At 49.0% G+C, this 13079-nt stretch carries 12 protein-coding genes and 1 tRNA gene; 7 read left to right on the plus strand and 6 right to left on the minus strand.

Features of this window, described 5'->3' with window-relative positions; genetic code table 11:
• Positions 1-10: 10 nt before the first annotated feature.
• Both CIK92_RS08355 and fmt read right to left on the minus strand, forming a co-directional pair.
• On the minus strand, positions 11-580 hold the full coding sequence (locus CIK92_RS08355; protein WP_022310178.1) for an L-threonylcarbamoyladenylate synthase: 570 nt from the start codon (positions 578-580) through the stop codon (positions 11-13).
• Between the two features lie 7 nt (positions 581-587).
• Entirely contained in the window at positions 588-1568 is a 981-nt protein-coding gene (gene fmt, locus CIK92_RS08360) for a methionyl-tRNA formyltransferase (RefSeq protein WP_094388776.1), read from the minus strand.
• A 273-nt stretch (positions 1569-1841) separates the two neighbouring features.
• On the opposite strand from fmt, the gene CIK92_RS08365 reads away from it, so the two are divergent.
• Genes CIK92_RS08365 through CIK92_RS08390 form a run of 6 tightly spaced genes read left to right on the plus strand, consistent with a single transcriptional unit; the run spans position 1842 to position 7928 of the window.
• Positions 1842-3323, plus strand: coding sequence for an MATE family efflux transporter (locus CIK92_RS08365; RefSeq protein WP_158214765.1), 1482 nt, complete (start codon positions 1842-1844; stop codon positions 3321-3323).
• On the plus strand, positions 3320-4606 hold the full coding sequence (locus tag CIK92_RS08370) for a hypothetical protein (RefSeq protein WP_022310175.1): 1287 nt from the start codon (positions 3320-3322) through the stop codon (positions 4604-4606). The genes CIK92_RS08365 and CIK92_RS08370 overlap by 4 nt, the downstream gene beginning before the upstream one ends.
• 5 nt (positions 4607-4611) lie before the next feature.
• On the plus strand, positions 4612-5166 hold the full coding sequence (locus tag CIK92_RS08375; RefSeq protein ID WP_094387012.1) for a putative colanic acid biosynthesis acetyltransferase: 555 nt from the start codon (positions 4612-4614) through the stop codon (positions 5164-5166).
• A gap of 4 nt (positions 5167-5170) precedes the next feature.
• Positions 5171-6067 (plus strand): glycosyltransferase family 2 protein, encoded by an 897-nt coding sequence (locus tag CIK92_RS08380; RefSeq protein WP_094388778.1) that lies wholly within the window; start codon positions 5171-5173, stop codon positions 6065-6067.
• A 20-nt stretch (positions 6068-6087) separates the two neighbouring features.
• On the plus strand, positions 6088-6831 hold the full coding sequence (locus CIK92_RS08385; protein ID WP_094386942.1) for a glycosyltransferase family 2 protein: 744 nt from the start codon (positions 6088-6090) through the stop codon (positions 6829-6831).
• Between the two features lie 8 nt (positions 6832-6839).
• Positions 6840-7928, plus strand: a complete 1089-nt coding sequence (locus CIK92_RS08390; protein ID WP_094388779.1) for a nucleotidyltransferase family protein — start codon at positions 6840-6842, stop codon at positions 7926-7928.
• 1 nt (position 7929) lies between these two features.
• Here CIK92_RS08390 and CIK92_RS08395 read toward each other — a convergent pair whose 3' ends face one another.
• Positions 7930-8712: an EFR1 family ferrodoxin gene (locus CIK92_RS08395; protein ID WP_094386944.1), complete on the minus strand. Its 783-nt coding sequence runs from the start codon at positions 8710-8712 to the stop codon at positions 7930-7932.
• Positions 8713-8819: 107 nt separating this feature from the next.
• Between CIK92_RS08395 and CIK92_RS08400 the strand changes: the two genes are divergently transcribed.
• The gene (locus tag CIK92_RS08400; protein ID WP_022310169.1) at positions 8820-9962 is read left to right on the plus strand and encodes a protein kinase; all 1143 of its coding nucleotides are present in this window, start codon (positions 8820-8822) and stop codon (positions 9960-9962) included.
• A gap of 548 nt (positions 9963-10510) precedes the next feature.
• Here CIK92_RS08400 and CIK92_RS08405 read toward each other — a convergent pair.
• The 3 genes from CIK92_RS08405 to lpxK all read right to left on the minus strand — a co-directional run bounded on the left by CIK92_RS08405 (position 10511) and on the right by lpxK (position 13079).
• Positions 10511-10583, minus strand: a tRNA-Phe gene (locus CIK92_RS08405).
• 138 nt (positions 10584-10721) lie between these two features.
• Complete coding sequence (gene thiL / locus CIK92_RS08410; RefSeq protein ID WP_094388780.1) at positions 10722-11834, minus strand: thiamine-phosphate kinase; 1113 nt, start codon at positions 11832-11834, stop codon at positions 10722-10724.
• A 69-nt stretch (positions 11835-11903) separates the two neighbouring features.
• Positions 11904-13079 (minus strand): tetraacyldisaccharide 4'-kinase, encoded by a 1176-nt coding sequence (lpxK, locus tag CIK92_RS08415; protein WP_094388781.1) that lies wholly within the window; start codon positions 13077-13079, stop codon positions 11904-11906.

A 13079-nucleotide genomic window follows, 5' to 3' on the forward strand; every position in this document is an offset into this window, starting at 1 on the left:
CCGTGATTGCTTATTTTCTTATGATTTTAACCTCTCCGTCCAATGCGAGTTTGATGATGCTCGAAGGTGTATGAGGCTTGTGCTCTTGTCGGCGTGAGAAGCAAACATAATCGACGGCGTCGAGTATCTCTTGTGATATGTCGCAATAGTTTGCGGCGGCTGGCTGTCCGCTTATGTTGGCGCTGGTGCTTACCAAGGCCTTCTGGAAACGGAAGCACAGTTCTTTGGAAAACTCTTCGCGAGTGATGCGCATAGCGATGGAACCGTCTTCGGCTATAAGATTGGGAGCCAGGTTCACAGCACCGTCAAGGATTACGGTGGTAGGCTTGTCTGCCAGTTCAAACAGGTCCCATGCCACAGCCGGCACTTCACGTACATAGCGTTGCAATCGGGCGTCTGAGTCGACAAGGCATATCATGGCCTTGGAGTCGTCACGTTGCTTGATTTTATACACCTTGGCCACCGCTTCTGCATTGGTGGCGTCGCAGCCTATGCCCCACACGGTATCCGTAGGATAGAGTATTACACCTCCACGGCGCAGCACCTCAACTGCATTCTTTATATCTTCTGCTTGTTTCATAATTATTTTACTTTGTACAATGATAGTCCTCGATGGTACGCATGCCGTTAAGAAAATCGTTTGCATTCATACGCTTCTTGCCGGAAATCTGCAGGTTGATAATCTCCAGCCATTCGTCGGCGCAGGCGATGAACATCTGTTTGCCTTCGACCATGATTGTTCCCGCCTTTTGTCCAGTACTTCTTCCTGTCTTCGCTGTCTTGAATACTTTGAGCACCAGTTTGTTCTTGGCTGACGCCTCAACCGATTGCTCCAACGATGACCATGCTCCTGGATAGGGCGACAGTCCTCGGATGAAGTCATATACTTGCTTGGCTGGTTGATTCCAATTTATCTCACATGTTTCTTTGAATATCTTGGGTGCCGGTTTCAGACAGTCGTTGTCTTCTTGGGCAACGGAGGGCACGTCTCCGTCACACTCGATGACCTTGTCTATCGTCTCTTTGCACAGTTGGGCACCAAGACGCATCAGGCCGTCATAGACATATTCAACGTCAGCATCATCAGGTATGTCAAAGGTCTTCTTGTCGATGATTCTACCTGTATCAATGTCCTTGTCCAAGAAGAAAGTTGTTACACCGGTCAGAGTCTCTCCATTGATTACCGCCCAGTTGATAGGGGCTGCGCCGCGGTATTGCGGCAAGAGGGCAGCATGCACGTTGAAGGTGCCAAATCTGGGCATCCCCCATACCACTTCGGGCAGCATGCGGAAGGCAACGACAGCCTGGATGTCGGCGTTGAAACTGCGAAGCTGTTCGATGAATGACTCGTCTTTCATTTTGACCGGTTGGAGCACGGGGATGCTGTGTTCCAATGCATATCTTTTAACTGGCGAAGCCTGTAGCGTGTCTTGATGACGGCCTACAGGCTTGTCGGGCTGGGTTACTACTGCTACCACATTATATCCTCCCTCTACCAATGTCTGCAATGACTCTACTGCAAATTCGGGAGTACCCATAAATACTATTCTGAGTGTACTTTTATCCATTGTAGTCCTTTGTTTGAGGGCAAAGTTATAAAATTAAACTTAAATAGTTAACGAAAAGACTATGAAAAATCAAGGAAATGTGATTTTTTGTCATTTATAAATTGTACCTTTGTATGCGATAGCCGACAGATAGATGGGGTTGGGATTGTGCAAGCAATCTATGTAAGCGCCTGTCTTGTGTCGCACAAGCATGAACATGCCTTGATTATGACTGAGTCAACCCTACATAACAACCAACGAATAGCTAAGAATACACTCGCATTGAGCGCGCGTATGTTTTTGACTATTGCGGTGGGGATATATTCCAGCCGACTCTTTCTTGAAGCCTTGGGCGTGGTCGACTATGGCATTTACAGCGTTGTGGGAGGCGTTGTGACATTCTTTGTCTTCATCAATGCTTCTTTGGTCAATGCCGCTCAGCGTTTCCTCAACTTTTATATGGGCAAGGGCGATGACATGATGCTTCGCCGTGTGTTTGCTACCAGCAGGTATATCTTTGCTTTGCTGGCGTTATTGATATTTGCGTTGGGCGAGATTGTCGGTGTCGTTTTTGTCAATTATGTGCTTTATATCCCCGAGAGCAGATTGTTGGCAGCCAATATTGTCTGCCAACTTACGATAGTTGCCGCTGTCATCGACGTGTTGAGCCTGCCTTACAATGCGCTCATCATCTCATACGAGCGTATGGTCGTCTTTGCGTATATCTCTGTGGTGCAGTCGTTAGCCGTCCTTGCGACGGCTTTTGTCCTGTTGGCTTGGGGCGGCGACCGCCTCGTAGCCTATGCCGTATTGCTATGTCTGATACAGGTCGGGGTGCGCGTGTATTACGGGTATTTCTGCAAGAAGCATTTCTCTATATTGATGACGCGTGAGCCGAGGGATAAGTCTCTGCTCGTCGAGATGTTGGGATTTTCCGGTTGGTCGCTCACAGGAGCCTTTGCTTATGTGGCGCATACCCAGGGCATCCCCATACTCTTCAATCTGTTTTTCGGCCCTGTCGTCAATGCGGCCAATGCGCTCGTCCAGCAGGTCAATGCTTCACTTTCCACTTTTGGTGCAAACTTTATGATGGCTGCCAAGCCTCAGATTACCAAGTATTATGCAGAAGAGAACCGTGGAGCGATGGCCCAGCTGGTCTATTACAGTTCCAAACTCTCGGTGGGTATCATGCTGATGGTTTCATTGCCATTTCTGATTATGCCCGACTATCTGCTTGGAATATGGTTGGTGGAGGTGCCCGCCACCACTTCGGCCTTGCTGCAGATGATGCTTTGGGCCACACTGGTCAATGCACTTGCCGCGCCAGTCAACACTGCTATCCAAGCCACAGGCACCGTGAAGCGCTATCAGGTGGCAGAGGCCATAACCCTGCTTTTGGTGATTCCCGTTGTCCTGATAGTGTTGTATATGGGAGCAGCTCCGCAAAGCGCCTATTTGGTTTTGGCGATAGTCTTTGGAATGACCCAGATGGTGCGCGTCTTCTTCTTGCATCGGATGGTGGGTGTGAGCTATCGCGATTATATCACTAAGGTACTGACGGGGGCAGTTGTGCTGACAGCAGCGTCTTATGTCATTGTCAGCGTCATCCATCTGTATGTCGGCGACTCGCTCCTTGGGCTTGTAGCCGTTGTGTTGGCTATTGCCCTGGTGGTCCCCGCGCTTTTTATGTTGGTCTGTGTCAACAGGCAAGAGCGTAGCAGGCTGTTTGCAATGATTGCCGACAGGTTTAACCATAACAAGGAGGGTGGGAGATGATGAATTTTGTTTCCATAGTCATCCTCTGTATACTCGACCAGATTCGTTTTGAATTCGTTGGAAACGTCTCTGCCTTTGATATCTTTGTGATTTTCTATTTCTGGCTTTATGTGATGAAGAACCGCGGATTAGGTGTCTTCCAGCATGATGCCGAGATAATGAGACTCTCCAAGTGTTTCGCAGCCTTGTTGGTTGTCCAGATTGTCAGCGAGACACTTGTGGACAACTCTTTGCAGAATGCTGCCAGGGGAGTGGCCGTCACGGCGATGTGTTATCTGAAGTTCTTGTTTGTCTTGGGCTTGTTTTTCAAGAATAGGTCCAACATAGTCTTCTTCCTGGTGGGCACGTTGATAGCTAATATCTTGTTTTTCAGAGTCAACGATTTCTTCGGACTTGGAGAGATGGATGTTGATTTTCAGGATGTCAAGTCTGGCGAGGGAATAGCCATGGCTTATTTCAAGTTCAAGATAAGCCCACTCATCAACAGCGCTGCTGTCCTGCTGTCGGTTTGGTTGGGATTCAAAAACCTTAAGGCGTCAATCGTGTTTATCGTCCTCGGAGCGATTTCCATTGTGCTCGGTGCGCGAGGCAATGGACTTATACTCCTTGTCAGTGGCTTGATACCCCTGTTTCTGTACGAGCGCATAAGGTGGAACAAGAAGAAGGTATTTGTGGGAGCCGCTTTGGTCCTTGCTGTTGGTGCCTATTCCTACAAGATGTATGTCGACAGCGTGTTGTCGGGCAAGATATATGGAGGCAATGCTCACACGCAGATAGCCAAGATGGACAATCCATACAATGTGCTGGAGTTGCTCAAGATAGGACGCACCGAGCCCTTCGTAGGACTCAATGCCTTTGCCGACTCTCCTTGGGTGGGATGGGGCGCATGGGCGCGCGACCCAGGTATGTATTATAATACGATGTTGCTGGAGATACAGGGCGCCCGCATAGATAAGCGCAAGCTGAATATAGATGTCATACCTACCCATTCGGTCATAGTGGGTTATGGCGTATACAATGGTGTCTTGGCCATGCTGCTGTCTGTCCTGATTATTGCATTCTTCATCCGATGTGGCGTCATTGCCTTGCGTCGCCAGAGCATATTCAGTTTTGTGCTGACCAGCAGCCTAATCGGATTGATATGGGATAGCCTGTTCTCGCCCATATCTTCGATGAGATTCCAGTTTGTTCTCTATTTTGCTTGTATCTATTATATCTATAAGATGATGCAATATCCGGATTTGGCCTACCGTTACGGGTATATTGAGAAAGATAATCAATGAAGAAGATGGAAGAAATAAAGCATGTAGATCTCTCACATTACAATGAGGTTAAGCCCCACCACAAGAAACAGCTTCTGTGGCGTTTGGTCAATATGACTTTGTTCAGATGCTTGGCTTTGCCTTGCTTCAATCTGTTGCGCATTTGGCTGTTGAGGCTTTTTGGTGCGCGCGTGTCGTGTACGGCCGACATCTATCCATCGTGCAAAATCTGGGCACCATGGAATCTGCAGGTCGGAGACCACAGCTGTCTGGCCCCTCGTGTCGAGATATATAATAAGGATGTGGTGACCATCGCCGACAATGTCGTGATATCCCAGGGAAGCCAACTCTTTACCGCATCCCATGACATTAGCCAATCGACCAATCCATTGATAACCGCCCCCATCAGGATAGAACACTCTGTGTGGGTGGCTGCGGGGTGTTTTATCGGTAAAGGGGTGACCATTGGCGAGGGTGCCGTAGTGGGAGCTCGGGCCTGTGTGTTCAGAGATGTCGAGGCATGGACCGTAGTAGGTGGCAATCCTGCCCGATTTATCAAGAAACGTGTATTAAACAGCTGACTCTATGCAAGATATATCCGTAATCATCCTTACGCTCAACGAAGAGCGGCATATCGCAAGGGTAATGCAGAATGCCCAGAAGTTTGCCCGTACGGTGTATGTTGTTGACAGTTATAGCGCCGACCGCACGGTAGAACTGGCCACGGAGATGGGAGCTGTAGCCGTGAGGCATGAGTTTCAGTCACATGCCAAGCAGTTTCAATGGGCGTTGGACAATCTTCCTATTACCACTGAGTGGGTTTTGCGATTGGATGCCGACGAATATCTCACTGACAAACTGATAGACGAGATAGAACGCCGATTGCCTGCCACCCCTTCGGGAGTCAATGGCTATACCCTGAGATGTCTCTATAATTTCATGGGCCGTGAAATCAATCATGGCATCATTCCGTTGGTACTGTTGCGTCTGTTCAGGTATGGCAAGGCGAGAATAGAGGACAAGCTGATGGACGAACATATCTATCTCACGGAGGGTACGACGGCCGATATGACATATCCCTTCTACAATGCCAGCCTGATGACGCTTACCGAGTGGACGGCCAAGCATAACTGGTATGCCACGCGCGAAGCCATCGAACTGCTGACCATAGAGTGTCAGAAGCATAGCCCCCAACAGATTCTTAATATTGGCACCCATTCAGCCGGTGTGCGTGCCAAGAAACTCAAATACGCCCGTCTCCCATTGTTCTGGCGTGCTTTTGCCCTGTTTGTTTATCGTTATTTCTTCCGATTGGGTTTCCTCGATGGCAAGGAGGGATTTCTCTGGCATTTTCTGCAAGGATGGTGGTATCGTACTCTTGCCGATGCCAAAGTCTATGAGGTCAAGAAGCGTTGCGGCAATGACCCCAAAGCCATTGAGGAAGAAATCAAGCGCATATCCATATCCAAATTGAAAGTATAAACCTATCCATAGTCGTCAGGATGAAAGTTACCATCTTAACCACTTGTCTCAATCGCGTCCACACTATAGGCAGGGCGATAGAGAGCGTAATCCGTCAGGATTATGCCGACATCGAGTATATCGTGGTCGATGGAGGCTCTACCGATGGTACACTCGATGTCATCAACCGGTATAGAGACCATATTTCCCACCTGATTAGCGAGCCCGACCACGGCATGTACGAGGCCATTAACAAAGGGTTGCGCCTGGCTACGGGCGATGTCATAGGACTGGTCCATTCAGATGATGTACTCTATGACAGCACTGTCATTTCGCAAGTGGCCGAGGCGATGGCCGTCTCGGCTGCCGATATGGTTTATGGTGATGGCTTGTTTGTCAGAGGCGACAGAGTGATACGCAACTGGATAAGCGGAACCAATAGGCGGTGGAAGTTGCGCGCGGGGTGGCTGCCGTTGCATCCCACTTGTTATGTGCGTAGCGATGTTTTTGCCCGCTATGGTGCCTACAACGAACATTATCAGATTGCTGCTGATACCGATTGGTTGTTCCGCAATCTTTATGTCAATCGTATTCATACGGTTTATCTTCGTCGCTATATCGTAAAGATGGATATGGGCGGATTGTCGACCGACAGTTCGCGCCGGCGCCAGATGTGGCGTGAAGATACGGCCATCTACCAGTCGTTTCACTTGTCGGGAAAAGTTATGAAGGTGATGAAGATGATGTGGAAACTGCCACAGTTTATGGCATTTCTCAAAAGATAAGACCGCGTATGGAAGAAAAACTGATACATAAAGAACTGTTGAGGCTTGTGCGAAGTGCTCTGTGGCATAACGAAGAACTGCCGGTCTCTTATGATGAAGAACTGCTGAGCCCCGTTTTTCGGGCTTCGCGGCAACAGGCCGTGTCGGCACTCGTAGCTCAGGCCTTGCTTTCCAATAATGTGCGTACCAATGACGAGGGGGCGATGGAGATTATGTCTATCCTCATGGGGCATAAGCGCCACGCTGCCACCAGAGATGCTCATGTGGCAATGATAGGCCAAATCCTCTCAGAGGCGCAGATACCTTATCTGGTTTTCAAGGGTCAAATTGCAGCACGCTATTATCCTCAGGTCAGTCTGCGCAGTACGGGCGACATTGATTTCTATGTGCCTCTGTCTCATTATGATTCAGCCAAACGCTTGATGGCAGACAAGTTGAACGTTCCAGTGGTGGACGACCAGTTGGACAAGCATGCAGAATTCTCGTATCAGAAGACCCGCTTCGAACTTCATCATCGTATAGAGACCTTTGGCTTTGCCGGTCATCAGCATCGTTTTGACCGATGGATAGCCGACGAGGCAACATCGCCCCATACATTGCCGATAAATGATGTCGATGTCCATACGTTGTCGGCAGTAATGGATATTCTGGTTGTTTTCAAACACCTGTTCAACCATCTGCTGGTCGAAGGGGTAGGCTTGCGGCAAATCTGCGATTTGGCCCTGATGCTGGATAGGAATAAGGGTAATTATGATGTAGACCTACTTGCCGCCCGCCTCCGGCAGATGGGTTATTATCGTGGCTTCAGGGCTGTCGGCGCATTGATGGTCGACAGCATAGGGTTACCGCGCGACAGTTTTCCATTCACGCTCACAAAGGCCGACAGCCGGTGGGGGCGGCAGATTATGCGTGAGGTAATGGCTGGTGGTACTTTCGGCAAGTATGGCCGTGAGAACAAGACAGCCAGTCTGCGCAAAAGCATCGAGACGGCATGGATGGCCATGCGCCATTGTCTCGGGTTCTTGCCGTTGGCACCCGTAGACATCATGTTTCTTATTCCCAGGCGCATTGGCATTTCATTCAAGAAATACCTCTGACTTACTTGTTCTTGTCGTAATAGTATTGTCCCTTTTTCTGTGTCTGCCGACCAAATTCGATAGCGTGGGTAGGGCAGTGGTGATAGCAGGAGAAACAGGTAAGACATTGGCCATTGTGTTTCCATGAGGGCATCTTGCCTTTTCCGCCTTCGATATCATTGACCGGGCATACGGATGCACACATTCCGCACTGTAGGCAACGGTCTGCTTCTACGTGGAAACGCTTGTCGGTTATCAGGCGATTGACAAAGAAACTGCCTATAGGCCCACTGAAGAATGACGGCACGGGACCTTTGATGACTTTCCGTATGTCCTGCTTCTTGGGGAGGATGACATCGCTGACAAAGACTTCCAACTCTTCGGCTGCTTTCTGTTTCTTGGCCTTTTCTTTTTCTACCTTATCTACATCCATGAATGGCAGACCCACATACGATTCGGGCATGATGAGCGAGAGTGCGGCATCGACAGTCAGCCCGTGATGCTTCAGGTCGTTTTCGAATATCTCGACAGCCTTGCCGATGCTGTCGCCAGCTGTATATATAATATAGGTATATACTTTGTCGGTATGAATGAACTGGCATTGGGATAGGAAGCGTCGCACCAATAGCGGCGGACGCCATCCGTGGACAGGAATGATAAAACCTATGCTTTCACCCGGATTGACGGTGTAGGTCATGTCGGTAGAAAGTTCATCGGGGATGAACTTCAACTCTTCGTTTAAGCGTGCTGCAACATGCTTTGCGGCCCATTTTGTATTGCCTGTGCCTGAAAAATAGAATATCATACGGCAAAATTAGGAATAATATAAAAAAATACAAAACAAAATGGGGCTTATCTCTAAAACATTTCGTAAATTTGTAGCCATAGATAACGTATTTAGAATTTGGTAGCATGAGCAAATTTGATTTATCTAATATAAAATATGTAGAGATACCCTCAAAGGGAATCTTCCGTTTACTTCGTTTTACCATAGATGACAAAACATATATTGCCAAGACCTTAAAGGAGGAATATGTCGAGCGCCGCCAGTATGTAGCCTTGCTCAAGAAAGAGTATGAGGCTGTGGCCAAGTTGCACAGTACCTATCTTCCCGTCTATTATGAACTGATAGATGACGCCCGTTTGGGGCGGTGCATCGTGGAAGAGTATATAGAAGGGCGCTCCATAACCGATTATTTGGCAGAACAACATACGGAAGAGGAACAAGAGCGGGTGGCGCGACAACTGATAGATGCACTACAGAGCATCCATCAGCGCTTTATGGTCCACCGCAATCTGAAGCCGTCGAACATCCTTATTACGAAGCAGGGCGACAATGTCAAACTGTTAGACCTGCGTCCTCCGTTTGCCGATGAAATTCAGGCCCCGTTTACATCTACCCGTTTTCAGGCTCCTGAGCAGAAAGACGAGACCGTGGCGGTAGACACCCGGTCGGACATCTACTCATTGGGACTGGTGTTGCGGCAGATGACATTGCCCGACAACTTTGCGCCGGTTATTGCCAAGTGTTGCAGTCTGGGCAGAACAGACAGATATATGTATGCCGAAGACGTGGCAACGGCCCTTGACAGTCGTCCGTCGGTAGATTTCTCTCGAGGTCTCAAGTGGGCAGCGTTGGTGGCAGGTGCCGCAGTGATAGTGGGGGCTATCGTCTATATCGCCCAGAGTGGCATCAGCTTCGGTTCGGATGAAACGCCCGAAGAGGCCACCTCCTATATCTTGCCCGACACGGTAGCGGCAGATACCGCCAAGCAGGTAGCCGAAGTCGATACGCTGTCTGCCGTCGTGCCATCGGGCTGCAATGTTGATAGTGTCAAGCAGGTTATCGCGGCCAGGCTGGAGAGCATATATCGTCCCTATCAGGGTGACTCTATTGGCACACACAGCCGTCAGCAGATAAGTGAGCAGGTGCGCAACTGTTATTATGGCATCATGCGTCGTCTGGGTACGGTCACTCCCGAGGAACGTGCCGTAATCGACCAGTACTTTGCCAAGTATCGTAGCAACAAGGACGCGCAATTGAAGACAGAATAGCATCAAGGATGATGATTATATCCAAGGGATAGGCCGTAACAGAATGGCTTATCCCTTTTTTGGTTTCTGTAGAGAGGGATAGTGACTTCGAGTTCATAAGTGACGCATTTCATGTATTCGACCAACAGTGTTAGGATGAGCTGTTCTGGAGGCATGGTCGGTGACTTGGCCGACGCGTACCGTCCGAAACGGATGCACGTATCGGACGGTACGGATGTGCGTGGCGTTCGATGCGGATGTGAGTATCGTCCGATACGAGCCGCCAATGATGGTCACGGCGGCACTGAAGGGGCTTAGAAAGTCGGTAGGGATGAACTCCTGACTGATAGCAATGACTGCGCCAGACAAGCGGGCTACCATCTGCATGCCCAGTCTTAATTCTAGAAAAAGGCAAAGTCCAAACGGCCTCCTGGGGTCAAATACTCCTGGGCTGGTAGTGTGTGCTCCTTTCTTATGAAGACACTAAGTGTGGCACTATAATATATGGTGAGTCTGGTAACGGGAAAAAAGAAGAAAGCAGTTAAGTAAAACTTAACTGCTTTCTTTCGTGGTACCACCAGGAATCGAACCGGGGACACAAGGATTTTCAGTCCTTTGCTCTACCAACTGAGCTATGGCACCATCGTTGTTTCTTGTTTGCGTGTGCAAAGGTACAACATTTTCTGGAACTACAAGCATAATGCCTAAGAAAATAATGCCGAATTTCACTTTGTTAACAGTTGTGGTGTGAAAAACGGCATTATAGGGCTTAAATGTGAATTAATGTTTAAGCGGGTTCCACCCCTGGGCTGTAAGTTCAAACTCATTTCCATCTCTTGTAATGAGCATTTTTCCCAGGCTTTCTTTAGTAATGTAGCCTATCTGCTTGATGTTGTCCATTCCATTCAGCTTCTCGTGGTCGCCAATGGGAACAGTGAACAACAGTTCGTAGTCTTCACCACCATTAAGTGCGCAGGTCGTCACGTTCATATTCAGTTCTTCAGCCATGACAGCAGTCTGGTAGTCGATAGGTATCTTGTTCTCATAGATACGACACCCGCAATGGCTCTGATTGCAGATGTGCAGTATCTCGCTGCTTAGTCCGTCGGAGATATCCATCATAGCTGTGGGGTGTATGTTGGCTTCGTGCAGTTGGGCTATGATGTCACCGCGGGCTTCGGGGCGCAACTGTCGGTCAATGATGTATTCTTTGCCGGCGAAATCGGGCTGATACATGCGCAGTGCCTCTTCCTCGCTGCTGAGGGCTTTTAGTGCATCTTTGTCACCGCTCTTTTCGGCTTTCTTTACCTTCTGTGACAGAGCATCGTATTGCTCGTAGAAGATGTTCTTCTCGCGCTCAAGCAGCTGCAAACCCATATAGGCGGCCCCCAGGTCACCACTCACGCAGATGATGTCGGTCTCTGAAGCCCCGTTGCGATAGACGATGTCCTTTTCCTGTGCTTCGCCGATGCAAGTGATGCTTATGGCAAGACCGGTGCGCGAAGAGGTGGTGTCTCCACCTATTATATCTACATTCCACTTGTCGCAGGCTTGTCTGAGGCCGGTGTAGAAGTCGTCGATGCTTTCTACATCGAAACGCTTGTCTACTGCCAGACTGACCAGCAGCTGTCGCGGACTGCCATTCATGGCAAAGACATCGCTGAGGTTGACCATGGCAGCCTTGTAGCCTAACTGCTGCATGGTAATGTAGGTCAGGTCAAAATGGACGCCTTCCATCAGCATGTCTGTTGTGGTCAGTACTCTGGTGTCGGGATAATTGAGTACGGCGCAGTCGTCGCCTACACCGTAGATTGTTGAATCGTTTTTGGGCTTGATGTCTTTGGTGAGTCTGTCGATAAGTCCAAACTCACCCAGTTTTGAAATATCAGTCATTATTGTTTATGAACGTTTAATCATTAGTTATAGTAGTCCTGTGCCGGGAAGTGGCATTGCGTACGCGAATCAATTGTTCTTAAAACTTATGGTCCGTGGCTTGTTGACGGGCTTGCTGCTGTTTTTGGCAGGCTGCTCGTTTTTGGCCTTGAGCAACTTGGCATTACGGGAGCTCTTGCGTACGTAACTCAGAATCTTATGGTTGAATTTCTCTCCTTGTCCGAGCATAAAAGTGACATGGATAGGGAGTACATAGATATTCGACTTGATTTCCTCGCTGAGTCCCTCTATCTCTGTCAGGCGGGTTGCATCCTTCTCGGTGGTTACAATCACCTTGTCGCCGTCTACCTCCTGATAGCACTGGTTGATATACTCGATATCCTTGTCTGTGAAGGCGTGGTGGTCGCCGAAGGTAATAGGGATTATGCTGTTGCAGAGCGGAGACAGGTCTGTGACAATCTGTTTGGGAGATGCAATGCCTGTGAGCAAGACAATCTTCTTGTTGGCTATCTCCTTCAGGCTTAGGCTTTTGCCGTTGTATATTCCCTTCAGGTTGTCATAGTCGATGGTGGTGAAGTAGAGTTCCTGGAATGGGAACAGATTCATAACCTTGGTCAGCACCCTGTATTCCATTGGCTTCAGGTCCTTCGGACATTTGGTGACAATCACGATGTCTGCTCTCTTCTTCTCGGTGGCTGGCTCTCTGAGTCGGCCTGCAGGAAGCAGACGGTCGTAGATGATGAGTCGGTGGTAGTCGACCAACAGAATGTTGATGCCCGGCTTCACATAGCGGTGCTGGTAGGCATCGTCAAGGAGGATGGCTCCGGTGTCGCGTGTCTCCTTGTCGTTGATGATATGTGCTATTCCTCGTGTGCGTTTGGCATCTACAGCAATGTGTATAGAGTCAAACTTCATCTTCATCTGATACGGTTCGTCGCCGATGTCACTCATGGTAGAGTGGGCGTTGGCCAGTTGGTAGCCTTTGGTCTTGCGCTTGTATCCACGTGACAATACGGTGACGGGCACGTAGTCTTGCAGCAGACGTATCAAGTATTCCACATGTGGTGTCTTACCGGAACCGCCTACGGTGATATTGCCTACGGAGATAACCGGCGTGTTAAACGACTGTGATTTCAATACGCCGGTATCAAACAGCAGATTGCGGAATTTCACCCCTAAGCCGTAGAGCCAGCTTAGCGGTGAAAGCCATTCGTTGATTTTGATAAAATCTCCTTCGGTTCTCAT

This window comes from Prevotella sp. P4-67 (assembly GCF_002251325.1).
GTDB lineage: Bacteria > Bacteroidota > Bacteroidia > Bacteroidales > Bacteroidaceae > Prevotella.

What these genes read in the sequence shown, in the direction of transcription:
- CIK92_RS08365 (WP_158214765.1), top strand. Translation starts at nt 1,842, where the DNA reads ATGTTTTTGACTATTGCGGTGGGGATATATTCCAGCCGACTCTTTCTT.
- CIK92_RS08370 (WP_022310175.1), top strand. Translation starts at nt 3,320, where the DNA reads ATGATGAATTTTGTTTCCATAGTCATCCTCTGTATACTCGACCAGATT.
- fmt (WP_094388776.1), bottom strand. Translation starts at nt 1,568, where the DNA reads ATGGATAAAAGTACACTCAGAATAGTATTTATGGGTACTCCCGAATTT.
- CIK92_RS08400 (WP_022310169.1), top strand. Translation starts at nt 8,820, where the DNA reads ATGAGCAAATTTGATTTATCTAATATAAAATATGTAGAGATACCCTCA.
- thiL (WP_094388780.1), bottom strand. Translation starts at nt 11,834, where the DNA reads ATGACTGATATTTCAAAACTGGGTGAGTTTGGACTTATCGACAGACTC.
- lpxK (WP_094388781.1), bottom strand. Translation starts at nt 13,079, where the DNA reads ATGAGAACCGAAGGAGATTTTATCAAAATCAACGAATGGCTTTCACCG.
- CIK92_RS08355 (WP_022310178.1), bottom strand. Translation starts at nt 580, where the DNA reads ATGAAACAAGCAGAAGATATAAAGAATGCAGTTGAGGTGCTGCGCCGT.
- CIK92_RS08375 (WP_094387012.1), top strand. Translation starts at nt 4,612, where the DNA reads ATGGAAGAAATAAAGCATGTAGATCTCTCACATTACAATGAGGTTAAG.
- CIK92_RS08380 (WP_094388778.1), top strand. Translation starts at nt 5,171, where the DNA reads ATGCAAGATATATCCGTAATCATCCTTACGCTCAACGAAGAGCGGCAT.
- CIK92_RS08390 (WP_094388779.1), top strand. Translation starts at nt 6,840, where the DNA reads ATGGAAGAAAAACTGATACATAAAGAACTGTTGAGGCTTGTGCGAAGT.
- CIK92_RS08385 (WP_094386942.1), top strand. Translation starts at nt 6,088, where the DNA reads ATGAAAGTTACCATCTTAACCACTTGTCTCAATCGCGTCCACACTATA.
- CIK92_RS08395 (WP_094386944.1), bottom strand. Translation starts at nt 8,712, where the DNA reads ATGATATTCTATTTTTCAGGCACAGGCAATACAAAATGGGCCGCAAAG.